Source organism: Microcoleus sp. D3_18a_C4 (assembly GCF_036702415.1).
In the GTDB taxonomy this organism is placed as follows: Bacteria; Cyanobacteriota; Cyanobacteriia; order Cyanobacteriales; family Microcoleaceae; genus Microcoleus.
Window position 1 is genome coordinate 19,280 of the sequence record NZ_JAUBTI010000030.1, and the last position, 23,744, is coordinate 43,023.

Sequence of the window (23,744 nt, forward strand, 5' to 3'; positions counted from 1 at the left end):
TCTATTTAGGACTAAACTCAATGGCTAACTCAACTCAAGAAACACCGCAACCAGACAAAAAAGAATTAACTGAGATCACAGCTAAACCTCAAGAACAACAAGAAGAACCCCCCAATAAAGGTGACGGGCGGAAATAGTCGATCGTTAGTTTTTATCAGCTATTACTCGTTACCAGGATCTGCCTGGTAAGGCAGATCCGGAGGCTCCGCCTCCAATTTGCCCCAGCAAGAATCGAGGCAGAGCCTGTGGGTATTAGTGTCCAGGCTCTGCCTGGGAAACAGTTAATCGAGTGTGTTTACTATTGACAAATTATTCGGGTTGTGCAGTGCCGTTGTTCGATCGCAACTTCGGCTTTCCCGGCTTTCCACGGAGACCGTTTAAAGAAACCACATCAGCCTCAGAACTCTCCCTCGCCACCCGAATCAGCAACCCCGACAACAACAAACTTGCCAACATCGAAGAACCCCCGTAACTAAAAAACGGCAGCGGCAAACCCGTAGTCGGCAAAACCCCCGTCGCCACCCCAATATTCAGCAGCGACTGTCCCACCATCACCACCATCACCCCAATCGCCACCAACTGACTCTCACTATTTCGAGCCTTCATCGCTACCCTCAACGCCACAGTAGAGTAAGCCGCCAACATCAGCAACAGGGAGAAACCTCCCACCAAGCCAAACTCCTCAGCAAACACAGCAAAAATAAAATCGCTGTACTGAATCGGCAAATAAAATAACTTTTGCTGCGACATCCCCAAACCAACGCCCCAAATGCCCCCTGAACCGACAGCCAGGAGACTTTGAATCAACTGATAGCCGTCTTGCATCGGATCAGCCCAAGGATTGAGAAAAGACATAATCCGGCGGCGCTGATATTCCCTCAAACTAATACTTAAAACGGCTAAAAGCATTCCCCCCATAGCCGTTGCACCCAACTGCAAGTAAGGCAAGCCCGCCGCCAAAGCCACCAACCACAAAGTCATCCCGCACAAAGCCGTGGTACTTAAATTTGGCTGCAACAAAATTCCCAAAAGCATTGCACCGAAAATTAACAGCCAAGTTAAGCGAACTTTATTCGTCAACCGGGACCAGTTGCCGAAAATGCGGGCGCTTTGGAGAACGAAAAACGGCTTGATCAACTCAGAAGGTTGAATAATCGGAACCGGGCCCAGAGATATCCAGCGAGTCGCCCCGTTGATTGTGGTTCCCACCCCCGGAACCAAGGTCAGCCACAGCAATCCCAGCAGCAACAGGACGCCTAACTGAGCTGTTTTCAGCAGGTACCGTAGGGGGGAGTATACCATCAAGTTAAAACCTGCCAGCCCGATCGCCACTGCGATTAGCTGTCGTTTAAAATAATAAAGGCCGTCTCCAAGTTCATAATTTGCAATGGGATAGGAAGCCGAAAACAATGCTGTCAGCCCGACAAACAGCCACAGAAAAGTCAGCCACCTCAGCCACCGAGCCTCAGCGGCCCATTGAGACGCGCTGGGGTCAAGAAATGGAATCAAGCGTCGAATGTCATTAGCCATAGGATTTTAGAATGCTCTCAATAAACTCTAACAAAGATGGCTAAAGTACCAGATTGGTTAATTTACGCATTAATCTGTTCGCTATTATATGGTTTGTGGGGATTTTTTGGCAATTTAGCGACTAAATATATTGACTACAAAACTGCTTTTGTTTATGAAGCAATTGGCGCTATTTTAACTACTTTATTTATTATTATCAAAACTAATAATTTTAGTTTTGAGGGAGATGTTAGGGGAATTTTGTTTGCCATGTTAGTTGGCGTTGCTGGCACTGTGGCCTCATTAGTATTTTTTATAGCCCTTGGCAAAGGTGAAGTTGCCAATGTAGTGAGTGTTACGTCTATCTACCCGCTGATTACTATATTATTATCGTCTTTATTCTTGAAAGAGGCTATTACATTACCACAAATGCTTGCTGTTTTGTTAGCCATAATCGCAGTTATACTTTCTGCTTAGTAAATTACCCAGCACGCTCCCTGAGTACAGGTACAGTGTGGGCTTTCAATAGCCCTGAAATGATCTTGCACATTGCAAAACAATCTCGAACCTTCGGGCTTATTTACGAAAGCCCCAATAGCAGCAATATTCTTACTGCCGTTTAAGTCGGCATCACCTTTCCATCCACAATGACCACAAGCAAACTTTTTGCCGTTTCTATAAGATTCACCCTTTACAGGGTGAATATGATTGCATTTGTGGCACATTTGGCTAGTGTATCTAGGCTCAACAAACAAAATCTTTACGCTATGCTTTATAGCTTTGTAGATTAGGAATTGGCGCAACTGAAAGAAGGCCCAGCTATTGAATCGTCTCCGCTCTTTTTTCGAGCGTGGCTGCTGGTTTGTGCGCTCCCTAATTCCCGTCAAATCTTCCAAAGCGATAACTTGATTTTTGTTTTTAGCCTTAGTTACGACACGGTGACTGATAGTGTGGTTTACCAATGTCTGAAAACGCTTTTCCTTGCCCGACAACCGTTTCAACAATTCTCGACATCTACGCCGAGTGCTGCGCGTGCCTTTCGTGGCTTTTCGCTGGATATTTGCTCTCAACTTGGCATAATGATTTCTAACTTTGGTAATTTGTTTACCGCTAAATGTATCTCCATCAGAAGTAACTGCAATATCAGTCCTACCCAAGTCACAACCCAAAACTTGATTGCTGGGTGGAGGCTCGGCTGGCTGAGATTCAAGCTGAATATTAAGATAGTAACTGCCATTTTTGCGTTTGCACAAAGTAGCAGTCTTGGGGTTTTGACCTTCCAATAATCCAAGTTGGTAGTTCCCGATAGCCAGTGCAAACCTTTCCCTACCACCAGTAGTAGTCAGACTTACTGTCCAATCTTTTTCCCTAAAAGAAAAGATACGGGTATCGTAAGTGACGCTAGTAGGAGCAAATTTGTTAACAGGCTTCCCATCTTTTTTAGCTGTTTTTCTGTTGCCAGAAACCCGTCTAATAGCATGGATTGCTAGCTGCGCCGAAAGTCCAAACATCTCTCTGACATCGTGATATACCTGCATATTGCATCGCCAATTCATTTGTCAGGGTTGGCGGCACAGTTTGATTCACATATTCACAAGCATTCGCAAACGCCTGAAGGGTTGCATCAATTTTGATGGACTGCTCAGGCGTTACTTGGAGCTTGCAAGATAGTGTCAGGACTTGTTTCATGACAAGATTGTATTACGTATCGAAGAAATTCTGTTGTGTTTATAGATAATTTGTTCAGCTCTTGAGCCTCACGCGCATTCCTCCCGACACTCAACGGGGTACCGTTAGAGTGCGGGACTCCTGCTGTTTTAGTTGAAATATTTTTCAATGATTAAATTAACAACGCTGGACATTCTTTCTTCTGCTATAACAACAAAAAAGAGGTCATCGCGACCTCTTACCCCTCTACTAATCCAGCTTCGGCTCTTAAAGTAGGCCGGTATTAGCTCCGGGCTTACCGGTAGCCAGTTGTACTTTAATAATTCTGCCGCCCATTTTCATAATTCTTTGCTGTTCCCGGAACCAGTTGTCGTAAGGAACGAGCTTAGTAAAATAGGTATTTTGCAATTCGCGCTGAGTGCGGATGCGAGTTTGACTTGGGACGCAAGCAGTCACCTTAAACATTCTCATGGGAAACTAACTCCTGAGTAGGTTTACAGATTATTAGATGGATTTTTTAAAGATTGAAGGCAGGGAGTTAGGAGTCAAAACTAGCTCGTTAAAACTCATCGGGCTTTCTCGACAAGCCTTTGACGGTCTAGCAATCACTCTCAACTTCCCTGACCTCTTTTCAAAGCCAAAGGTAACAAGTCCAAAGTTAAAAGTTAAAAGTTAAAAGAGGCAAGAAATAAATCTTCTTCCTTCTTCCGACTTTCATCGGACTGAAATCTGTTACATCCGTTACAGAATCCGTTGCCGAACTTCCTTCTTCCTTCTTCCTTCTTCCTGAGTCTTAGCTCAAGCCAGAGCAGATGTAGTCGAAATAGACGCCCATTTCTTTACCAGCGTCAGAACCAACCAAACCGGCGGTGACTTCTTTCATTGCTTGGATTGCTTGTACGGTAGAACCGATGGGCACGCCCAAGGAGTTGTAGGTTTCTTTCAAACCGTTGAGCACGCGCTCATCGAGGATGGAAGGGTCGCCAGCTAGCATAGCGTAGGTGGCATAGCGCAGGTAGTAGTCCAAGTCGCGGATGCAAGCTGCATAACGACGAGTGGTGTACATATTGCCGCCGGGACGAGTTACATCAGAGTACAACAGAGACTTAGCAACTGCTTCTTTGACGATTGTGGCTGCATTAGCACTGATGGCGGTAGCGGCGCGGACGCGCAGTTCGCCAGAAGCAAAGTAGTTCTTGAGCTTGTCTAGAGCGCTGATGTCGAGGTACTTACCTTGAACGTCAGAGGAATTGATAACGGCGGTAATTGCGTCTTGCATGGTTGTCTTGTTTCCTAGAAAGTGGCTGAGTCAGTCCAATTTTGGAGCGAGAATTTGGGATTTGGGATTTGGGATTTGAGATTTTTAACTGGCTGGTTATTTGCAAAAGCTTTTAGCTTGTTACCAGTAACGCCCAATTTTTCAATCTAAAATCGAAAACCTAAAATCGAAATTCCTTACTGCATCGCACCGATAACGTAGTCGAAGTAAGAGGAAGCTTCGGAAGCATCTTCTCCAGACAGCAGCGAACTTGCTGCATTTTTCATAGCGCGAACGCCTTCGGCGACGGCTTCAATCGGGGTGCCGAGAGATTTGTACATTTCGCGGACGCCGACAATACCGATTTCTTCGATCGGAGTAATGTCGCCAGCTACGATTCCGTAGGTAATCAAACGCAGGTAGTAGTCCATGTCGCGCAAGCAAGTTGCGGTCATTTCTTCGCCGTAAGCGTTGCCGCCGGGAGAAACAATATCAGGGCGTTTTTGGAAAAGTTGGTCGCCTGCTTGTTTGACGATGCGTTCGCGGGATTCGCTCAAAATTTGGGCGATGCGGACGCGGCGTTCACCAGAGGTGACGAAGCTTTTGATCCGATCTAATTCACCTGGGCTCAAGTAGCGAGCTTCGGCGTCTGCGTTGACGATTGATTTGGTGACGATACTCATCTTGTGTGTACCCGCTGGATATTTTGCTATATGAACTGCTCCGCGCTGAGCTAGCGACGGCGGGCGCTTGCATCCCTTACCTTTCATGCTCAGGCAGGAGCTTTGACTCCGAAGGTCGGACTTTCCACAGCCAGCAACTGTTGAAGTTGTTGGGGGGCGGCTGCCTTCGGTGTTTGACGGCGCTTGTTCTTCACACCGGTGCGCTTGTGAGTGCCCGCACTAAGCCTGTCGCTTACAATACCATAAATGACTGATGCGATCTTTAATTTATGATAAAGATTGCAGCAGGCCACTTAGTGGCGATCGAGTGACTGTCGGACAGTTAGTAAGGATATTGCTCCTCGGACGCAACTACCTCTCGCAAGTATTTTGAGGCATTATGTTCACATTCTGAGTGTTACTGTAATAGTTTGTAACATTCCTTTTCATATTGGGGCCCTCGCTTGGGTCTGAGAAGTTAAAATTTCACCGTTAAAAAATTGCTAAAATTATCTTGCAGCAATGGTTACAGGCGATCGAGCATTGAGTTGCCATTGTGACGGGCGACGGCGCAACCCTCAAAGACTTTTCCCTTAGAGGGAGACAGGCGGGAGACAGGCGGGAGACAGGCGGGAGACAGGGGGGAGATGTGCGATCGTCTCACATCTTGCACCATTCTGAATAAGTCTTGGACGGGCGGCATCTCTTACCCATTGGTGTGCACTTAAGGTAAAACCGATAGTCCGTCAGGGGTTGAAACCCCTGCCTCAAAGCGAAAGTCCTCTAAAAGAGGACTAATGAATGATTCAGTCCTCTTTTAGAGGACTTTCGCTATTAGACAGGGAATTCATTCCCTGGCGGACTGTCGGGTGAGCGGGAGGACTGGCGGACTAAAAGCTTAAGTTGACACCAATGGCCCCAGAGCCCAACCCCTACTCCCCGCAAGAACACTCACTCTTTGTGTTTGTGGAACAGGCCGGAAAGCCTGTTCTCGATCGCGATGCAAGATATAAGAGCATCGGAAATCCTAACTTTCGAGCTTGTAGCTAGATTTGACTCTCACTTTTAATCTGGTGCGCCGTGAAAAGAAATCTATCAGCCCTTAAAAAAGCTTTACAGTTTGGCATTAGCGGTGCAGTCGGCGGTTTCGTCGGCAATCTAATCACCGAACCTTTCATGCAGCGAGTCCCTGGTTCGGAATCTTTTTTTGACAGTGCTTTTTTTGACAGTGCTTTTTTTGACAGTGCTTTTTTTGACAGTGCTTTTTTTGACAGTGCTTTTTTTGACAGTGTATTGTCCACAGCTCGCTGGTTTGGATTGGTAGGCGGTGGTATTGCTACTGCTATCATGTTCGGCTATTATTACTATATCAAAGGTAAGCCTCAAATTAAACAGGCTTTAAAAAATGGCGGATTGTTTGGTTTAATAGCAGGAGCCATTTCGGGGGCGATCGCCGAAGGTATTTACAGCGGGATTGGCGACGGAAACAACGAATTATTGCGAGTAATTTGCTGGGGAATAGCTGGCAGTTTGTTAGGACTGGGACTGGCACAGCGGATTCCTAATTTGGGGGCGCTTCGCGGCATGGGTGGCGGCGGGGTTGGGGGTGTGTTGGGCGGCTGTTTGTTTATTCTGTTTGCTTACAATTTATCCGGTACGGCGGGCCGTTTAGCTGGCTGTGCTGCGATCGGTTTTTGGATTGGCATTATGTTGGTTGTAGCTGAAACTTTGTTCAACAAAGCTTGGCTGGTAATTAGTTACGATACCGGAGCAAATCGCACTCTCACTCTGGGATCGGAACCGATAACTTTTGGCAGTGATGAAAATTTGTCTATTATCTGCATTCCTAATGTTTCGCCCTTGGCTATGCGGTTTCAATTGGAAGCAGGTCAAATTGTTTGCGAGAATGTTGATAGCGGGGCCGTGAGTTATTTGCGATCGGGCGACCAAAAGAAAATCGGCAACTGTACAATTACAGTAGGAAACTCTGACTTGCCAGCCCCAACACCGACAAATCTTCCACCTACCTTTATATCAGATCGGCCCGCAGTAAATTCTTTTACCAGCGGTCAATTTTCTCTGAAATTAGGCAGTCGAGTTATTCCTCTGAGTGCGGGAACTCAACTATTCACCTCTGACATACCGAGTTTAACAGCCGCAGCATCTAACGGTCTTGTAGCTATAGTCACTTCTCGATCGACGAGAAACGAGCTTTCGTTAGGATTGACCAATTTGTGCGATCGCGCTTGGTGGGTTACAGACATTCAAGGTGATATAAAAATGGTAGAACCTGAAAGTACCCTAACTTTGGCGTTGGGAACTCAAATCGAATTCGGTGAATTAGAGGGCGAAATTGTGTAATTAAGCGAGTAGAAACTGAGATATTGCACCATTGTCAATAAACTTTTCATGGCCGGGCAGGATGCCCAGCCCACAAGAAAATTTACTCTGTGTGGAACGGGCGGGCAGGATGCCCACCCACAAGAAAATTTACTCTGTGTGGAACGGGCATCTTGCCCGTTCTTAACGGTATCTCCGGCCCACCCCACAAGAAAATTTCCTCTGTGTGGAACGGGCATCTTGCCCGTTCTTAACGGTATCTCCGGCCCACCCCACAAGAAATTTTCCTCTTTGTGGAACGGGCATCTTGCCCGTTCTTAACAACAATTCAAGCAGAACTGCCGCTAACTCCATTAATTACCGCCGCACCAATCAAATGAGCCAAACGCAAAGCTTCAGGAACTTTACCAGTGTCTGTCAAACGCTGGAGAACCCTCGCTATTACTTCGGGTTGTTCGCCGCACACTTGAAAAAAGAAAGGTTCAAAAGCGTGAATTTTACCAGCGCGGCGCAACAATTCTAAACGGTATTCCGAGTCTGGAAAATGGCGGAGGGCTTTTTCAACAGCAGCTAAATCTGGTTGGCGGCGCATGACAGCAACGCAAGGAATTTGCAGCCGCGATGCTAACTCAGGAAGGTCAATAATATTGAAGCCGCCGAAAGCAATTCCGTCGAGCAAAACGAGATGCAATTGCGGCAGAAATTTGCCTCCGAGGAGTAGCCCAGAAATAGCATCCGTGGCATCTAATCCGTCTGGGAGGACTTGTCCCCACACCATTCCTTCAAATCGAGTTCCCCCGCAGACTATGCCCGCGATCGACACCAGACTGCCGCTTGTACGAGAAAACGGAGCGTCGTCAAAGCCAATAACCTTAATTGTGCGATCGAGCCTCAGCAAATCTGCCAGTTTCAACTTGTGGAGTTCCCTAAGCTAAAGTTTTTGACATTAATTTGACTTCTAGATATAGTATCATATCCCTTAAAGACCTCATTACTAAAAATATTTTAGACAATTGGCAAAAAAATACGTAGCAGCGATCGACCAAGGAACCACCAGCACCCGATTTATCGTATTCGATCGCCAGGGACAGATAATTTGCAGCAACCAACAAGAACACCAGCAAATCTATCCGCAACCAGGATGGGTGGAACACAATCCCGATGAAATTTGGCAGCGCACCCAAAGCGTGATTAAAAATGCCCTCGAAATCGGCAATATCGACCCCAAAGATATTGCTGCACTCGGTATTACCAACCAGCGCGAAACTACAATTGTTTGGGACAGAAACACGGGCAAACCTTACGGAAATGCCATTGTTTGGCAAGATACCCGCACTCGCTTTATTTGCGAGCAATTAGCAGAAGTTGATGGCAAAGATCGATTTCGAGAACGATGCGGTTTGCCGCTGACAACTTATTTCAGCGGGCCGAAAATTAAGTGGATGCTGGACAATATTCCAGGATTGCGGGAAGCGGCAAATCAAGGGGATGCGATTTTTGGCAATGTCGATACTTTTCTGATTTGGCGCCTGACTGGCGGCGCGCACATTACCGATGTTACCAACGCCAGCCGCACGATGCTGATGGATTTGCAAACCCTCGATTGGGATGCCGAAACTTTGGAAATAATGGCAATTCCCCGCCAGATGCTGCCAGAAATTCGCCCTTCGAGTCAAGTTTTTGGAACTGCAAAAGGATTGCTTGCAGGTGTTCCAATTGCTGCTGCTTTGGGCGATCAGCAGGCCGCTCTCGTCGGGCAAACTTGTTTCAGTCCGGGGGAGGCAAAAAATACTTACGGTACGGGCTGTTTTATGCTGCTGAATACCGGTGAGGCGATCGTCCCTTCAAAGCAAGGGTTACTAACAACAGTCGCCTACAAGATGGGAGAATCGCCCGCTGTGTATGCTTTGGAAGGCAGTATTGCGATCGCCGGAGCTTTAGTGCAGTGGCTGCGCGACAATTTGGGCATCATCAACACATCTGCGGAAGTAGAAACATTAGCAAATACAGTCGAAGATAGCGGCGGAGTTTACATTGTCCCGGCATTTTCTGGACTCTACGCGCCCTATTGGAAAGACAGCGCGCGGGGAGTAATTGCAGGTTTAACTCGCTACGTGACTAAGGCACACATTGCCCGCGCAGTATTGGAAGCGACAGCGTGGCAAACGCGGGAAATTTTGGACGCTATGAATCAGGATTCAGCAGTGCAGCTTTTGTCTTTAAAAGTAGACGGAGGTATGGTGGGAAATCACACGCTGATGCAGTTTCAGAGCGATGTTTTGGGAGTGCCTGTGGTGCGGCCTGTGGTAGCAGAAACTACTGCACTCGGCGCGGCTTATGCGGCCGGTTTGGCGGTAGGTTTTTGGAGTCAGCTAGCCGAATTGCGGGAGAATTGGGCGGTGGATTGTACTTGGGAGCCGAAAATGCCGATCGCACTTCGCGAACAAAAATATCGCTTTTGGAAAAAAGCGGTTTCCCGCACCTTCGATTGGGAAGAATGAATCGCTGAGTTAACCCCAAAATGCGTATTTAGTGATATCATTAAATCCAGCACTATTTTTCAACCTGCCAATAGATGATTTCACTAAATAATTTAAAAAAAATTCTCACCGCCTTTCTATTGATACTGACACTGGCATTTGTAGAAATCGCCACTAATTCCCAAATGGCGATCGCAGATACAGCTACAAATCCCACAACCGCAGCCGAAGTCTTCAGCGCCAACTGTGCAGGCTGTCACATCAACGGCGGCAACATTATCAGGCGCGGCAAAAACTTGAAACAAAAAGCCTTAAAAAAATACGGCATGGATTCCATCGCCAACATTTCCAACTTAGTAACCAACGGCAAAGGTATTATGCCCGCTTACAAAGATCGTTTGTCGGAACAACAAATTATCGATGTTTCAGCTTACGTGCTATCTCAAGCTGAAACCGATTGGAAATAAACCCGACTATGTACATTGTAAGACTAGGTTGAACGCCTAACTTCAGGAAACCAAGGCGAGGTATAATGTAGGGGCCGGTTTAGCGCGTAACTTTGTCATCGATGAATAATCTTTATACAAAACCTGCCTGCTTCTTGTCTTTTATTGTTCATCCCTCAATAATCTCAATACAAACCTGTTTTTTTATATCTTTGGATAAAAAATTGTCAATTCTCGGAGGTAGGGCAAGTTGAAAAAATATTATTGGTGGCGTCGAACTTTAACTATTATTAGCTTGTGCTTGTATCTAATCTTAGCTAGCAGCCCGCCCGCTTTCGCGTCGATTCATAAATATCCAGAAACTGCCGAAACAGTAATGTTCCGATCCGTACAAAGCCTGCGCGATACGGACGACAAAGCATGGCAAGTTGTTTTGTACAAGCGAGTCAAGTCGGGAGTTGTAAAGTCTTTAAATCTGAGATTAGTAGGATTTCCAGGAACAGAATTGCAGCACCCTGTTCCGCTGAAAGTTGCAGCGGGCAAGCGGGAAATGGGCAAGGCTAATGATATTTGGAACGAGTCGGGTTTGCCAATTAATGTCGGAGAATACGATTTCAAATCAATAATTACACAAGTGGAAAGTAATCGACCTTTGCTGTTGAATTTGCCCGTGAAAAATCTAAAAGAAACAGAATTGGTGGTTCCTCCTTTTGCTGTCAGAGAATGGCGGCTGTTGTTAGACAGAAACTAAATATACCGATTTAAGCGCACTCTAAATTTAAAATCGATACAATTTCCCCGGTCACAAATCGTTATGTTTAAATTATGCCTTAAGGTAGATTTAACATATTTGAATAATAATGTGGTCGGGCAAAAACTAAAGAGATCAATTTAATCGTACTCTACATTTAAAATCGCTAAAGTTTGATGGATGTATTAAAAATAACTTTATTTACATAGACCTTAAGGTAGATTTAACCTATTTTAAGGATAATTATGAAACAAACTAAAAGCTGAGTCAGTCGGGTGACAAAACTTCAGTGTTTTAACGTAGGTGTATTCAGGGTGAAGCTACTATGACTTTAATCAGTAAAATTGTCCGCAAAGCTTTGGCAACAGGTTACTTAACGGTTGAGGCCGAAGAACAGTTGCGACAGCAGTTGCAGATGACCAAGTATGGTTTAGAAGATTTTGACGCTTTTATTAATTTGCAGAAAGAGGTGATGGAAGGTAGGGTGAAACAACAAGCTTTGGAATTGTTACGATCGAGCAAATGTTCTGCGACTGCTTGAATCGAGTTCGATCGACCTTTTGGATCAATGGGATAAAAAATTTACAGCATCTTCTATTTTTATCCCTAACAGGGCTTACCCATTCAGACCGAAGAAACCGGGTTTTTTACCTAATCTCTGGCTGAAAACGAATAATTTTCGTAAAAAACCCGGTTTCTGACCACCCGTGCCTAAGTTTTACCTAATTAGAATTTTCCGGCGCGCTCGAACTTGACAAAAATACCAAAATCGCGAATAATAGTAGATTGTCTGTCTAAATCCGGCTCGGATCAGGTTAAGACATTCCAAAAGCTGGAGAGCAGTCAGCCGTCAAAAGTCCACAACGACCAATGACCAATGACTCATCAGCTACCTGTACGGCAATCTCAACAACCATCCCATGACTTACGCAATCATTGAAACCGGCGGCAAACAATTTCGGGTAGAACCAGGCCGCTTCTACGACATCGAACTGCTTCACGTTGAAGCTGAATCCAAAGTCACCATAGACAAAGTATTTCTGATCCAGCACGAAGGCGAGGTTCATATCGGCCAGCCTTTACTAGAAAATGCCACTGTAGAAGGAACGGTTCTACGGCATTTCCGGGGCCGCAAAGTCCTCGTCTACAAGATGAAGCCGAAAAAGAAAACTCGGAAGAAAAAAGGGCACCGTCAAGAAACAACTCGCTTTATGATTGACTCCATCAGCGTCAACGGTACAGTCTTGGCCGCCAGAGACTTAACTCAAGCAGTTGTTGAAACCCCCCAAACCGCCGAAACTGATTCAGAATAAAACATAGTAAATACAGTTGAGGATATTATGGCCCACAAGAAAGGTACAGGCAGTACACGTAACGGACGCGATTCTAATTCTCAGCGTCTGGGTGTCAAAAAGTACGGCGGTCAAGTTGTCAAAGCTGGCAACATTTTGATCCGCCAACGCGGCACTAAAGTTCACCCTGGTAATAATGTTGGTATCGGCAGAGATGATACTCTGTTTGCCATGATTGACGGTGTGGTGACTTTTGAAAGAAAGGGCAAAACTCGCAAGAAAGTCAGCATTTATCCTGTGGTAGCAGCACCTGTGGCTGAACCCGTGGCTGAAGCTGTCGCAGTTTAATTGCGATATTTTGCGGCGTTCTTTAAGTCTCTTTTGTTTGTCTCAAAGTCTCGATCCCCCCTAGCCCCCCTTAATAAGGGGGGGACAAGATTTCCTCGTTCCTAGGCTATGCCTGGGAACGCATATCTAGAGGCTATGCCTCCTGATTCTCTATCTCAATATACCCAGATACCCGACTTCTTTAAGAAGTCGGGTATCTAAGGTTTGGTAGACAAGTTTTGTGAGAAATAACCGATGATAAACAGCCTTGAACTCAAGAACTTTGGACCTATCCATCAGTTCAAGTGCGAGAACTTAGGTAACATTAATTTGATTATCGGCGGCAATGGAACAGGTAAAACCATTCTCCTCAAAGCGCTTTACACTGCTATGCGAACCCTAGAAGAGTATAAACGGGGCAACGAACCACGCAATGCTTCCGAAATACTCGCAGACAAACTGTATTGGACTTTTGAGATAGAGAAAATCGGCGACCTTGTGAGCAAAGGAGCAGATGAACCACTATCTTTCAAGCTCAATTGTGATGGTCAAGATTTTTATTATAGATTTGGTAAAGACACCACGAAAAATATCCAAACTATAGAAAATCATGTTCCACCTCGAAGTAGTAATTCTATTTTTTTACCTACAAAAGAAGTTCTCTCCCTGCATCATATCATTCTACAATCCCGCGAACTGAGCAAGACCTTCGGTTTCGATGATACCTATCTCGATTTAGCACGAGCACTGCGCCAACCTCCTACAGGTGGCCGAAATTACCAGCAGTTTGCTATGTCCAGAAAGAACCTAAGCGAGATTCTAGAGGGAAAGGTTGAGTATGATGAAAATTTGGGGCGTTGGCAGTTCAAGAAGGGGAATCAAAAGTTCCCTATTGGCGTAACGGCAGAAGGTATTAAGAAGATTTCCATTCTTGACACCTTACTAGGGAACCGTTATCTTGACCAAAAATCGGTAATCTTCATCGATGAACCAGAATCAGCACTACATCCAGCCGCAATTTCAAAGTTTCTCGATATTATTGCCATGTTAGCTGAGTGTGGAATCCAGTTTTTCATGGCGAGTCACTCCTATTTTGTCATCAAAAAACTGTTTCTCATTGCACAGAAAAAGGATAGACTCTCAATTCCAATAATTTCTGTGAAAGATAATCGTTGGGAGCTCGCAAATCTCAGGGAAGGGTTGCCAGACAACCCAATTATCGACGAATCAATCCAGCTCTACAAAGAAGAGGTGGAGCTGGCATTGCAATGACGACTGAGCCAATTATTGAGTCTGGGATGACATTCGGCCCTTACCCAGAAGGAGATTGCTTCTACATTGAGAAAAGCGAAACTTATCAAAAAATCAAGGAAGGCGTGAAGATAGCGGAGTTCTTACTGCTCCATTCCCAAGATGACTCTATAGTATGGATTGTGGAGGCAAAGCAGAGTTCCCCACGTCCTGAAACTCAGCCGAATTTCGATGAATTTCTCCTCGAAATTCAAGAGAAGTTGACCAACGCGCTCACTTTAAGTGTGGCAACTTGCCTAAAGCGCCATTCTACCTATGAAGAATTGCCTAACTCCTTTCAAACCCTTGATCTGAAAAAAGCCAGTTTTCGCTTAATACTGGTGATCAAGGGACATCAAGAGGCATGGCTACCACCCCTACAGGATGCGCTCAAAAAAGCACTCAACCCTACAATCAAAACTTGGAATTTATCTGCGACTTCTGTGGTGGTGCTGAATGACACAATGGCTAGATTACAAGGATTGATTAGCTAATTTGTGGCTAGCCTCCTCCCACAATTGTCACAACTTCTAAGATGTCACCCTCTTGCATCTTTGTAGTTTCCCAAAATTGTTTGTGCAGAATTTCCCCGTTGTACTCCACAGCCACCAAGCGCGGGTTTAATCCCAATTGTTCTAGTAATTTTGGTAACGGTGTGTCGATCGCACAATTGCGGGTTTCTCCGTTAACTTGCAGCGCAATTTGATTTATCATAAGTAAAATATCAGTTTTCAGGGCGGGTTGGGTAACAAAATTATATTTTATGCACAGATTTCCTGTGCTAAACCCGCCCTACGAATCGCAAATAAACCTACCTTTTTCCGTGCAAAGCTTTCTGAGCTTTGAGATTCTGCATCCGAATCAACTGCGAGATGAAAAACTGCGTGACTAAAGTAGGCTGTTCTGCTTCCATAATCGCGCGTACTATCGCAACCCTTTGAGCTCCGGCATTCAATACTTCATCGAGGTTGTTGATATCAATTCCGCCGATCGCAAACCAGGGAATCGGTGACTTAGTAGCAGCATACCGCACATAGTCCAAACCTGCCGCCTGTTTATCAGGTTTAGTAGGAGTGGAGTAAACAGGCCCAACTCCAATATAGTCGGCTCCCGCGTCAACCGCTCGCTGCATTTCCTCGCCATTCGTAGTCGAACAACCGATGATCCGTCCCGGGCCGAGCAACTTGCGCGCTTCCGCCACAGGCAAATCTCCCTGCCCTAAGTGTACGCCGTCGGCATCCGCTGCGATCGCAAAATCCACGCGATCGTTCACAATCAGCAAAGCATCATAGCGGTGACAAAGTTCGCAAAGCTGGCGCGCATTAGCCAGCTTTACCCCGTCGTCTGAGGTTTTGTCGCGGTACTGCACCAAAGTCAGTCCGCCTTGCAAAGCAGCTTCCACAACTCCCAACAAGTTGTCTCTCGGCGAAGTTACAAGGTATAACTGCGATCGAAGTAACTGCTGGTAGCGCCGGTAAGCCAGCAAATCGCTTTCGAGAGTATAAACCCGATAGCGCATCTGCTTAAAAGCCGCGCCCATATTCCGATCGTAAATTTTGCCATACTCTTCGAGTACCCGCAGAGCTTCTTCCACCCGACAGAAATTCGCCTCCAGTAGCTGCTGAATGCTCGAACGCTGCTCTTCCTGCGGGTGAGTCAACTCCGTACCCGGATCGGCCGGCGTATCCCTAGCACTGCGAAGTTCTGCGACGTGCCAAGCAGCCAATTCTTGACGCAGTTGCTTGCACTCGCCAGCTAAATCAGCGCTGTTGAGACCAAACCTGCACCATTCTTCAATAATTCTCAACCCTTCGCGCGATCGATCTAAATTTGCATCTAAAATCCGGCAGAGGGCTGGCTGTGCCGGTAAAGTTCTGTTTTGTTTGTCGGTCATTCAGAACCACCCTAATTATAATTAATCGTACCAGTCAAACCGCTACATTGTCCCACGCTGTCAAGATTGTGGCAAAGCAGGCGGCTTAATTTTGGCATAAACCAATCTAAATTCGACAATAATTTTTTAAGTTTTGATGAAAACAAAGCATAATAGATCAAACTTGATGAGAGTGGAATCGTTAAACTGCATACCACACTTCGGAGGAGAGCCGTGAGGTTAGCAGAACAACACAAAAGATTAACAGAAGAAAACCCCAGCAGGCGGGTGAAATCAAAGTTCGATCGCGAAAACCCGACACCAAACTCGGGAAGCGGAACTCGAACCGCAAATCAGTGGGGTTTATTTATGCTCCTAAATTCTCAATATAGCGAGTGCAAAGAAAATCGATCGCAAAAATCTTGTTTGAGTTCTTGCCTTCTACTCGTCTTTGCGATGACCGCCTTTTGCAACCCTCAACCGTCAGTTATCGCTGCCGGGATACCCGGAGTGCAGCTACTTTCTCAGACGCTGGAGAGCGAGATTAACATACTGTACGTCAGCTCGATCGGCGGCAGCGACACAGGAGGTAACGGCAGCGATCGAGCTCCGTTCAAAACCCTAACCTACGCCTTAAGCGTCGCCCCGCCCAAAACAGCGATTTTGCTAGCGCCCGGTACTTACAGCGAGCAAACCGGCGAAAAATTTCCATTAATGCTCAGGCCCAGCGTAACAGTTCAGGGAAATCCCAACACTCGCGGTCAGAATATTGTCATCAAAGGCGGAGGATACTTTATCAGTCCGACTTCGGCGGGTCAAAATATTGCGATTTTAGGCGCAGATGGGGCGGGACTCAGCGGGGTGACGGTGACGAATACCAACTATCGCGGTTACGCTTTGTGGATCGAATCGAGTTCGCCGACGGTTGTTAACAATACTTTTTCTGGGAGCACTCACGACGGAATTTCGGTAGTGGGTACTTCCAGGCCGACGATTGGCGGGAATGTTTTCTCGAAAAATGGAGCTAACGGCATTACGATTTTTGGCACTTCCCAGCCGGAAGTTCGAGATAATGTGTTTGAAAACACGGGATTTGGGGTGAATGTAGCGCAGAACGCTTCGCCTTTGCTAATCGGTAACAAAATTACTCGCAATAAGGACGGCGTGGTGGTGCAAGCTAATGCTAGGCCGGTGCTGCGTAACAATTATATCGAGAGTAATCGGCGGGACGGAATTGTGGCGATATCGAGCTCTCTGCCGGATTTGGGAACTGCTGCCGAACCGGGGGGCAATGTCATTCGCAACAACGGTCAGTACGATGTGAACAATGCCGCCAAAGGTCAAGTAATCCCCGCTTACGGCAATCAATTGTTGAGAAACCGGACGACGGGATCGGTTGATGTGGCGGGAACTTTTACCCCTCCACCAATGGGGGGAAGTGCTTTGCAGCGTATAGCCGATCGACCTCCCAGCATCGGTGGCCCCGACACTTCTCTCCCTGTTTACACTCCCGGCCGGCTAAGCCCCAGAGTTGAAAGAGCGCCACTTCCCCCACCTGCGCCCGTTTCAAGGCGACCGGTGCAAAATCTCTCGGCACCGCCAAGCGCTGAGTTGCGGCAAGAGCTTTCTGGGAGGAATGCCGCTGCTTCATCGGTAGTCCCAGGGACGATCGCAATTCCTGTGCCCGATCCGAATTATCGATCGGTTTCGGAAATTTCGGTACAGCAACCAATTATTCCTCCCAATTTTGATAGTTCGAGTTCGGTTTCTTCCGAGGGTAGATTGCCGGTTCCGGGCCGCAACATTCCTATCGGAAGGGGCGGTTATGTACCTGCACCTTTAGGGGGGAATTCTTGGCCCGATGCCGCGGATAATTCGCCGTCATTCGATCGAGCCAGAGCTTTGGGTTTCCGGTATCGAGTTGTGGTGGATGCCAACAGTTGGGGCGATCGACAAAAAATGCAATCCCTCGTTCCCGGTGCTTTTCGCTCTTTTTCCAGCGGACGACCGGTGATCCAAGCCGGTGCTTTTCGGGAACGCGAAAAAGCTGAGGAATTGCTAGAAATGCTCAGCGCTAACGGTTTGAATGCTCGAATTGAAGAAATTAAATGAAATGGTCATTAGTCAGTAGTCATTAGTCAGTAGTCAGTAGTCAGTAGTCATTAGACCTCTTTCAAAAATAACTAGGACGGGCAAGATGCCCGTTCCACAAGAAAAAATGTTTTTTGTGGAACGGGCATCTTGCCCGTTCCCAAATTTTATTAAAAGGACTTTTGCAAGAGTCTATTAGTTTGTCAACTGTAAACTATCAAAAATTTTAGGGCCTAGCATATCGGATGCCAGACCCTAAAATTTTTGTAAATTAAGTTGATTCAAGTGGGATTTTAGCTCTGCTGAGTTTCAGCAAACTACAACTAAGGTGGACTTTTTTGCAACTACTCTGGAGACGAGCTAGCTATCAGCGGAGTCTATTCAGACTTCTGTGTTTGACTGTTGTGCGATCGCAACTTTTGATTCATGCAATAGCCTCAAGCTATCTAACAAATATCGATCGCAATATCAACCTTTCTGTGCTAATAAGCTACACGGTTCAGGCGTTGCCTGCGAACTAGAGCCGATCGGGACAAATACTCTAATTCCAAATTTTTTATCCAAGTTTTTTGTGCTTCTTGGTTTTGCCCCTCATGTTTTTAAGTTAACACCAACTCCGCGCATAAAAACACTTTGTTTACCAAACTTGACACTTTTTGATGTGAAGAAATACTTCCAAAAGCGATTATTAACAATTTGTACGATCGCGCGATACCGCAACGTGCATAGCCGGCACTATTGGCTTGGTGTCAACGCAGCAGAGCTTCCCAAGTAGCGCGGCCGACAATGCCGTCTGCTGGCAGTTGATATTGTCGCTGAGCCGCCTTGACAGCAGCTTGAGTTTCCGGGCCAAACACGCCGTCAGCACTCACGCGCAAAAATCCCTTGGCCTGCAGCCGCTCTTGCAAATCTCTGACTGCCGGCCCCCGCATTCGTCTTCTCAAAACTGGAAAATTGGTTGGCTGCGCTTGGGGGTTAATCTCTGAGTTGTCGGCAGTTGCAGGATCGTTGGCGATGGGGTTTTCGCTCGCACTCGGAGTCGCAGGAAACAGCCGGTTCCAAGTATCTTGACCGACTATGGCGTCGGGAGCCAGGCCTGCTGCTTCCTGGAACTGAGACACAGCTCTAGCGGTGCTTTGTGAGAAAATCCCGTCTACAGTGCCAGTATAAAAGCCCAACAATTGAAGAGCAGCTTGGAGTTCGATGACTTCCGAGCCGCGGCTGCCCAATTTGAGAGTGGGGCGGACGATCGCACCTGTTTGAGCGATCGGGCTGTTGCTGTTACTCTGTTCGGAGGTAGGTAGCTGTGCGACAGCAGGAGTAGGGGCGATCGAGCTCATTGCCAATAAACCGCACAAACTCCAGCCGAAGAGCAAACTGGGAACCTCGCGGGCTTCATTCCAGCTTGCTGTCAAGTTTTGGGACATTGGGAATTCGACCTCTAACTGTTTTCTTGGACATTTCACGACAATCTCCGGGAAACGAGTAGTTATATCCATCGCTGCGATGAACAGGCTTAAGTTGATTCCGAGAAACGCTAATCACGCTATCGTTTACCCGAATATCAAAATTACCTTTGAACCTAGTGGTTTTAATTCTTTTGCATTTAACCCCTTGATGTTTTCCACCAATTACCGAAACAATGTCTCCAGTATTCCAGCCTGCGACCTTTTTCTTTGGTTTATACCCCGAACGCACAAACCCATATTTGTCAGTCTGCACGACTTGACGACTTCCCCAGCCCATCGCCTTAATTAGCAACGGTTGATTGATAGTTAAAGTCAAACCTTGACTTACATCTCCACAACAAGCAGCATCGATCCAATGAGCCTTTGGGAACTTCAAATTAGTCCGATTGAACTTCGTCAAAGAACCGCGTCCTACATAAATAGGTTCAATCGCTGTAGCCTTCAGAGCTTGGAACCAAGCGGACTTGGTTGCGTTAACTGCTGCTGCGTCCTTCAATGGTGCTTTAGCTTGACTCATTATTTTCTTAAGAACTTCGGGCTTTTTCTTAAGAAAATCCTTAATATCTTGAGTCCCCTTTTTGAGGTGGCATTTTTCACAAGCTAAGCAAAGATTAGAAACACGATTAGTGCCACCTTTGGCGCGTGGATTAATATGCTCAACTTGCAATGGTAAATTTTCATTACCGCAGTAAGCACACTTCCGATTCCACTTTTCTTTCAGGTATTCTCTAACCTCGTAACCTTGCAATTCCCCTTGTTGATATTCAACGCCGGAAATCTCTGGATTTTGCATTTTTTGAGTGTCAAAGTTTACCAACTCGAAAGCAATTGATTGGATAGGTGCTAGTTTACGAAGGCGAGAAACCCACGTCATAGTCGTTAACACTCGGTGCTGCAAGCTCGGAGGCAACCAGCCTTTCGGACGAGTGCGATTTAAGAATCTCGCTTTTCGATAACGAGTTTTGCGGTTACCGCGGGTGCGCCGGACGCCCCGACGGGTTTCAAGTCGAGACTTGATAGCTTGACCCCGATGAGTGACTTGGGCGCCCCAAATGACTTGGATTCCCTGAACCAAAGCTATGCCAGCAGTCTTGCTACCAGGGTCGATGCGGATTTCAATTGGTTCTGGTAGATCGTTGACCGATTTTCCCAGAATAATTGTAAACGGGTACAATCTAAAAACCTTTGCTTTGCCTGCATTCAATAGCTTTCTAGCTATCACTGGCAGGCACGGAGTTAGAGGTTTTTTGTCAGCGTCAAGTACGAATACTTGATTGGGGGTTTTAGACATGGTTGCGTCTATTCCTAATTAGTAAAGGTTGCCTCGGCATAGTTATTAGGCGGTACTTTCTCCACAGCACTGGCTTTACAAATCCTTGCCTGTTTAACTGCGGAGTTATAGTGCTTGGGGCTGGCACGTACTCCAAGGTATGAACTTTAACGCTCCCTAATAACGAAAGCCTGGACTTACTTAGCTATTTCAGGATTTCTCCAGAAATGTCTAGGATTTTAGTAAGTCTGCAAAACTGGTAGCGATCGTACATCAAATCTGGAAAAAATTTACGCATCGGCCAAACAGGGCATTGGGCATGGGGCATGGGGCATGGGGCATTGGGCATTGGACATTTCTGATTCCCCTCCCTTCCCTTTCCTAAAAATAATTTATCCCCTGAAATAGCTGCAATTGGCAAAAAAACTGCTAGATTGCCCTACAGAAAACATTGAACCGCGTTCATTGGGCCCCAGCAACACCATGTCCGAATTCAGAACCGCCAGCCAAATAGACATCGGCAACGTCAACATCGGGAACTTCCAAGTCGGCAGCATCAGCGGCACCAAATACAACGATTTTAACGCCAACGGCCGCCCAGATCCCGGAGAAGTTCCAATTCCCAACTGGCAAATCTACCTCGACCTCAACAACAACGGCCAGCCTGAGTTTAACGAACCTTCCACCCTCACAAACGCGCAAGGCAACTACATCTTCGCCAACCTGCCGCCGGGAACTTACCAAGTTAGGGAAGTCCAGCAGCCGAACTTTCGCCAAACTACGCCAAATCCCGCACCCATCACAATTACCAGCGGCACAAACGCTGGCAATATCAATTTTGGCAACAACTTTAACGCAGGGACGATCGCAGGCACAAAATTCAACGACATCAACAACAACAGCAGCCGAGATCCTGGGGAACAAGGGCTAGCTAACTGGCAAATTTACCTCGACCTCAACGGCAACAACAGGCTCGACGGCGGCGAACCTTTTACTTTTACAAACGTTCAAGGCAATTACGCTTTTGTCAATATTCCCGCCAATACATATTTGGTCAGAGAAGTCCAGCAACCGGGTTTTCGCCAAACCACGCCTGACCCCGGCCCGGTTAACGTTACTTCCAACGCCACTGTCAACAACATCAATTTTGGCAATGTCTTTTTTGTCGGCAGCATCAGCGGTCTCAAATACAACGACCTCAATGCCAACAGCGTCAGAGACGCGACAGACCCGCCTCTGACCAACTGGCAAATTTACCTCGACCTCAACGGCAACGGCAGCCTTGACCCGGGCGAACCCAACACCATCACAAACCCGCAAGGCAACTACACTTTTGCCAATGTTTCTCCCGGCCGGTATTTGGTGAGGGAAGTCCCGCAACCGGGATGGGTACAGACTACGCCAAATCCAGGCCCGATCGACATCATCGGCAATACCAACGCTGTCGGCGTCAATTTCGGCAACAATTTTCCTACCGGCAGCATCAGCGGCTTCAAGTTCAACGACCTCAACGGTAACGGTATCAACGAACCGACGGAACCGAGAGTTGCCAACTGGCCGATTTACCTTGATTTCAACAACAACGGCGGCCGAGAGCCCAACGAACCTTCGACTTTAACAAACCCCCAAGGTAATTTCTCTTTTATCAATTTGCCTCCAGGGATCTATGTGGTGAGGGAAGTCCCGCAGCCCGGTTTTCGACAAACCACGCCAAATCCGACTCCGATCGCCGTGGGTAACGGCACAAATGCCACTAATCTCAGCTTTGGTAACGTGTTGGTGACTGGCACCATCAGCGGGGTGAAATTTAACGATTTTAACGCCAACGGCCGCCTAGATCCGGGCGAACCGCCGATCGCCAATACTCAAATTTACATCGACCTCAACAACAACAGCAGTTTAGATCCGGGCGAAGCGAGTACCTTAAGTGACGTTCAGGGCAATTACAGTTTCCGTAACGTTCCTGTAGGTAGTTATGTTGTCCGCGAAGTTCCGCCGCCCGGTTTCATTCCAACGACTCCGCCTGCGCTGGTTGTGGTCTCGGCAGAGATTCGGGCCAGCAGCATTGATTTGGTGACGGGAGAGGCTGACGGTAGGTCGGCTAAATCCTTGGGCGACCCGCTGACGGATGCCAGTAACTATGCGGGCGAACCGGCGGGCAATATGGGGGCCGATAGCTTGCTTTTGAGCCAGTGTCGTGATAGTGATCGAATTAGTAAATTTTTGAGTGATGGATTTTTTGCAAATTTAGGCAATACTCCTAACTTTGGGCAACAGTATGTCGGTTTGGATACTCACGCACAAATCGGTGAATTTGTCAAGAAAAATGAATTAATAAAAGGGGCGCTCGGGAACTCGGTCAGCAGTATGGGTGCGAGAGATTTCGGGGTTATGTAGCAATACGCTTGGGTGAAGCCCGATCCCCCCTAGCCCCCCTTCTTAAGGGGGGGACAAGAGTCTTCTCAAAGTCAACCCCTACTCCCCTTCTTAAGGGGGATGCGAGGGGGATCTGCGAGGAATAAAGAGTGTTAACCCAAGCGTATTGGGTTATGTAGGGTGACACATTCGCTCGATCGCCCGGAGTCCCAAACCGCAGATAAAAATAACGAAGAGGTGAAAGGGCGATCGCGTGATACCCTATTGTTGGCAACCTCCAACACTCAAGCCTAAGTTCCGGCAACTCCGAAGCTGGCTTGTATATTGGTTGCAAGATTCAGAGGCAGTAGCATCTCTGTGAGTGAGAAACTATCAGGTAATTCCCCCAAACCCGATCGGCGTATTTCCAGTCAGGGCAAGCCATAATCAAGTCCGGTAGCTCGATCGATGCTGGGATATCTGTCATTGGCAATCCCAGAGGAGGCGATCGTCTAGGACAGCGAACCAGGACGAACAAGAACAATGCAGCCGGACTTGATACCAGGGGGGAGAAGTCAGTCTTAGGCTTTTTAAAGCTCGAAACCGCAAGTATGTCCGGACAGAGAAGGCGTGCAAATCCTGAAGATGTTGCCCTCAAATTGC

At 46.9% G+C, this 23,744-nt stretch carries 23 protein-coding genes; 12 read left to right on the forward strand and 11 right to left on the reverse strand.

Features of this window, described 5'->3' with window-relative positions; all coding sequences use genetic code 11:
* Positions 1–309: 309 nt before the first annotated feature.
* Entirely contained in the window at positions 310–1,530 is a 1,221-nt protein-coding gene (locus tag QUB16_RS15545; protein WP_333317368.1) for an FtsW/RodA/SpoVE family cell cycle protein, read from the reverse strand.
* A gap of 36 nt (positions 1,531–1,566) precedes the next feature.
* Between QUB16_RS15545 and QUB16_RS15550 the strand changes: the two genes are divergently transcribed.
* Positions 1,567–1,986, forward strand: coding sequence for an EamA family transporter (locus tag QUB16_RS15550; protein ID WP_333317370.1), 420 nt, complete (start codon positions 1,567–1,569; stop codon positions 1,984–1,986).
* On the opposite strand, the gene QUB16_RS15555 is transcribed toward QUB16_RS15550, so the two are convergent.
* The 5 genes from QUB16_RS15555 to QUB16_RS15575 form a co-directional block, all read right to left on the reverse strand.
* Entirely contained in the window at positions 1,983–3,047 is a 1,065-nt protein-coding gene (locus QUB16_RS15555; RefSeq protein WP_333317372.1) for a transposase, read from the reverse strand. The genes QUB16_RS15550 and QUB16_RS15555 overlap by 4 nt on opposite strands.
* Before the next feature lie 397 nt (positions 3,048–3,444).
* A complete protein-coding gene (locus QUB16_RS15560) occupies positions 3,445–3,648 on the reverse strand; it encodes a phycobilisome linker polypeptide (RefSeq protein ID WP_006634929.1) in 204 nt (67 codons plus the stop codon).
* A 322-nt stretch (positions 3,649–3,970) separates the two neighbouring features.
* Positions 3,971–4,456: an allophycocyanin subunit beta gene (gene apcB, locus QUB16_RS15565; protein ID WP_006634930.1), complete on the reverse strand. Its 486-nt coding sequence runs from the start codon at positions 4,454–4,456 to the stop codon at positions 3,971–3,973.
* 176 nt (positions 4,457–4,632) lie between these two features.
* On the reverse strand, positions 4,633–5,118 hold the full coding sequence (gene apcA, locus QUB16_RS15570) for an allophycocyanin subunit alpha (RefSeq protein ID WP_333036136.1): 486 nt from the start codon (positions 5,116–5,118) through the stop codon (positions 4,633–4,635).
* A 505-nt stretch (positions 5,119–5,623) separates the two neighbouring features.
* Complete coding sequence (locus QUB16_RS15575; RefSeq protein WP_333317374.1) at positions 5,624–5,800, reverse strand: hypothetical protein; 177 nt, start codon at positions 5,798–5,800, stop codon at positions 5,624–5,626.
* Between the two features lie 377 nt (positions 5,801–6,177).
* Here QUB16_RS15575 and QUB16_RS15580 point away from each other — a divergent pair, with 377 nt between their 5' ends.
* Positions 6,178–7,458 carry a hypothetical protein gene (locus tag QUB16_RS15580; RefSeq protein WP_333317375.1) on the forward strand — a complete coding sequence of 427 codons (1,281 nt, stop codon included), beginning with the start codon at positions 6,178–6,180 and terminating at the stop codon, positions 7,456–7,458.
* A gap of 307 nt (positions 7,459–7,765) precedes the next feature.
* Here QUB16_RS15580 and QUB16_RS15585 read toward each other — a convergent pair whose 3' ends face one another.
* A complete protein-coding gene (locus tag QUB16_RS15585; protein ID WP_333317377.1) occupies positions 7,766–8,350 on the reverse strand; it encodes an endonuclease dU in 585 nt (194 codons plus the stop codon).
* Between the two features lie 100 nt (positions 8,351–8,450).
* Between QUB16_RS15585 and glpK the strand changes: the two genes are divergently transcribed.
* The 8 genes from glpK to QUB16_RS15625 all read left to right on the forward strand — a co-directional run bounded on the left by glpK (position 8,451) and on the right by QUB16_RS15625 (position 14,517).
* Positions 8,451–9,938, forward strand: coding sequence for a glycerol kinase GlpK (glpK, locus tag QUB16_RS15590; protein WP_333317379.1), 1,488 nt, complete (start codon positions 8,451–8,453; stop codon positions 9,936–9,938).
* 74 nt (positions 9,939–10,012) lie between these two features.
* Positions 10,013–10,384: a c-type cytochrome gene (locus QUB16_RS15595; protein WP_333317381.1), complete on the forward strand. Its 372-nt coding sequence runs from the start codon at positions 10,013–10,015 to the stop codon at positions 10,382–10,384.
* Between the two features lie 229 nt (positions 10,385–10,613).
* Positions 10,614–11,114, forward strand: a complete 501-nt coding sequence (locus tag QUB16_RS15600) for a DUF3122 domain-containing protein (protein ID WP_333317382.1) — start codon at positions 10,614–10,616, stop codon at positions 11,112–11,114.
* 325 nt (positions 11,115–11,439) lie between these two features.
* Positions 11,440–11,655, forward strand: coding sequence for a hypothetical protein (locus tag QUB16_RS15605; protein WP_333105299.1), 216 nt, complete (start codon positions 11,440–11,442; stop codon positions 11,653–11,655).
* A 379-nt stretch (positions 11,656–12,034) separates the two neighbouring features.
* Positions 12,035–12,427, forward strand: a complete 393-nt coding sequence (gene rplU / locus QUB16_RS15610) for a 50S ribosomal protein L21 (RefSeq protein ID WP_333036112.1) — start codon at positions 12,035–12,037, stop codon at positions 12,425–12,427.
* Positions 12,428–12,454: 27 nt separating this feature from the next.
* Entirely contained in the window at positions 12,455–12,754 is a 300-nt protein-coding gene (rpmA, locus tag QUB16_RS15615; RefSeq protein WP_190738131.1) for a 50S ribosomal protein L27, read from the forward strand.
* Positions 12,755–12,988: 234 nt separating this feature from the next.
* Positions 12,989–14,005 (forward strand): AAA family ATPase, encoded by a 1,017-nt coding sequence (locus tag QUB16_RS15620; RefSeq protein ID WP_333317384.1) that lies wholly within the window; start codon positions 12,989–12,991, stop codon positions 14,003–14,005.
* Positions 14,002–14,517 carry a hypothetical protein gene (locus QUB16_RS15625; RefSeq protein ID WP_333281710.1) on the forward strand — a complete coding sequence of 172 codons (516 nt, stop codon included), beginning with the start codon at positions 14,002–14,004 and terminating at the stop codon, positions 14,515–14,517. Before QUB16_RS15620 ends, QUB16_RS15625 begins: the two co-directional genes overlap by 4 nt.
* A gap of 7 nt (positions 14,518–14,524) precedes the next feature.
* On the opposite strand, the gene thiS is transcribed toward QUB16_RS15625, so the two are convergent.
* Positions 14,525–14,737, reverse strand: a complete 213-nt coding sequence (gene thiS, locus QUB16_RS15630) for a sulfur carrier protein ThiS (RefSeq protein WP_333249719.1) — start codon at positions 14,735–14,737, stop codon at positions 14,525–14,527.
* A gap of 97 nt (positions 14,738–14,834) precedes the next feature.
* Positions 14,835–15,917 carry a thiamine phosphate synthase gene (locus QUB16_RS15635; protein WP_333317386.1) on the reverse strand — a complete coding sequence of 361 codons (1,083 nt, stop codon included), beginning with the start codon at positions 15,915–15,917 and terminating at the stop codon, positions 14,835–14,837.
* 213 nt (positions 15,918–16,130) lie between these two features.
* Between QUB16_RS15635 and QUB16_RS15640 the strand changes: the two genes are divergently transcribed.
* Positions 16,131–18,008, forward strand: coding sequence for a DUF1565 domain-containing protein (locus tag QUB16_RS15640; RefSeq protein ID WP_333317388.1), 1,878 nt, complete (start codon positions 16,131–16,133; stop codon positions 18,006–18,008).
* A 728-nt stretch (positions 18,009–18,736) separates the two neighbouring features.
* On the opposite strand, the gene QUB16_RS15645 is transcribed toward QUB16_RS15640, so the two are convergent.
* Together QUB16_RS15645 and iscB are read right to left on the reverse strand one after the other, a co-directional pair.
* Positions 18,737–19,414, reverse strand: coding sequence for a peptidoglycan-binding protein (locus QUB16_RS15645; protein WP_333317390.1), 678 nt, complete (start codon positions 19,412–19,414; stop codon positions 18,737–18,739).
* Complete coding sequence (iscB, locus tag QUB16_RS15650) at positions 19,383–20,747, reverse strand: RNA-guided endonuclease IscB (RefSeq protein WP_333317392.1); 1,365 nt, start codon at positions 20,745–20,747, stop codon at positions 19,383–19,385. The genes QUB16_RS15645 and iscB overlap by 32 nt, the downstream gene beginning before the upstream one ends.
* Before the next feature lie 462 nt (positions 20,748–21,209).
* Here iscB and QUB16_RS15655 point away from each other — a divergent pair, with 462 nt between their 5' ends.
* Positions 21,210–23,123, forward strand: coding sequence for an SdrD B-like domain-containing protein (locus QUB16_RS15655; protein ID WP_333317394.1), 1,914 nt, complete (start codon positions 21,210–21,212; stop codon positions 23,121–23,123).
* Positions 23,124–23,744: the final 621 nt, after the last annotated feature.

Bases quoted from the DNA above. Each gene is read 5' to 3' on its own strand.
- QUB16_RS15545 (WP_333317368.1), bottom strand. From the start codon at position 1,530: ATGGCTAATGACATTCGACGCTTGATTCCATTTCTTGACCCCAGCGCG.
- QUB16_RS15550 (WP_333317370.1), top strand. From the start codon at position 1,567: ATGGCTAAAGTACCAGATTGGTTAATTTACGCATTAATCTGTTCGCTA.
- QUB16_RS15555 (WP_333317372.1), bottom strand. From the start codon at position 3,047: ATGCAGGTATATCACGATGTCAGAGAGATGTTTGGACTTTCGGCGCAG.
- QUB16_RS15560 (WP_006634929.1), bottom strand. From the start codon at position 3,648: ATGAGAATGTTTAAGGTGACTGCTTGCGTCCCAAGTCAAACTCGCATC.
- apcB (WP_006634930.1), bottom strand. From the start codon at position 4,456: ATGCAAGACGCAATTACCGCCGTTATCAATTCCTCTGACGTTCAAGGT.
- apcA (WP_333036136.1), bottom strand. From the start codon at position 5,118: ATGAGTATCGTCACCAAATCAATCGTCAACGCAGACGCCGAAGCTCGC.
- QUB16_RS15575 (WP_333317374.1), bottom strand. From the start codon at position 5,800: ATGCCGCCCGTCCAAGACTTATTCAGAATGGTGCAAGATGTGAGACGA.
- QUB16_RS15595 (WP_333317381.1), top strand. From the start codon at position 10,013: ATGATTTCACTAAATAATTTAAAAAAAATTCTCACCGCCTTTCTATTG.
- QUB16_RS15605 (WP_333105299.1), top strand. From the start codon at position 11,440: ATGACTTTAATCAGTAAAATTGTCCGCAAAGCTTTGGCAACAGGTTAC.
- rplU (WP_333036112.1), top strand. From the start codon at position 12,035: ATGACTTACGCAATCATTGAAACCGGCGGCAAACAATTTCGGGTAGAA.
- rpmA (WP_190738131.1), top strand. From the start codon at position 12,455: ATGGCCCACAAGAAAGGTACAGGCAGTACACGTAACGGACGCGATTCT.
- QUB16_RS15620 (WP_333317384.1), top strand. From the start codon at position 12,989: ATGATAAACAGCCTTGAACTCAAGAACTTTGGACCTATCCATCAGTTC.
- QUB16_RS15625 (WP_333281710.1), top strand. From the start codon at position 14,002: ATGACGACTGAGCCAATTATTGAGTCTGGGATGACATTCGGCCCTTAC.
- thiS (WP_333249719.1), bottom strand. From the start codon at position 14,737: ATGATAAATCAAATTGCGCTGCAAGTTAACGGAGAAACCCGCAATTGT.
- QUB16_RS15635 (WP_333317386.1), bottom strand. From the start codon at position 15,917: ATGACCGACAAACAAAACAGAACTTTACCGGCACAGCCAGCCCTCTGC.
- QUB16_RS15645 (WP_333317390.1), bottom strand. From the start codon at position 19,414: ATGTCCCAAAACTTGACAGCAAGCTGGAATGAAGCCCGCGAGGTTCCC.
- iscB (WP_333317392.1), bottom strand. From the start codon at position 20,747: ATGTCTAAAACCCCCAATCAAGTATTCGTACTTGACGCTGACAAAAAA.
- QUB16_RS15655 (WP_333317394.1), top strand. From the start codon at position 21,210: ATGTCCGAATTCAGAACCGCCAGCCAAATAGACATCGGCAACGTCAAC.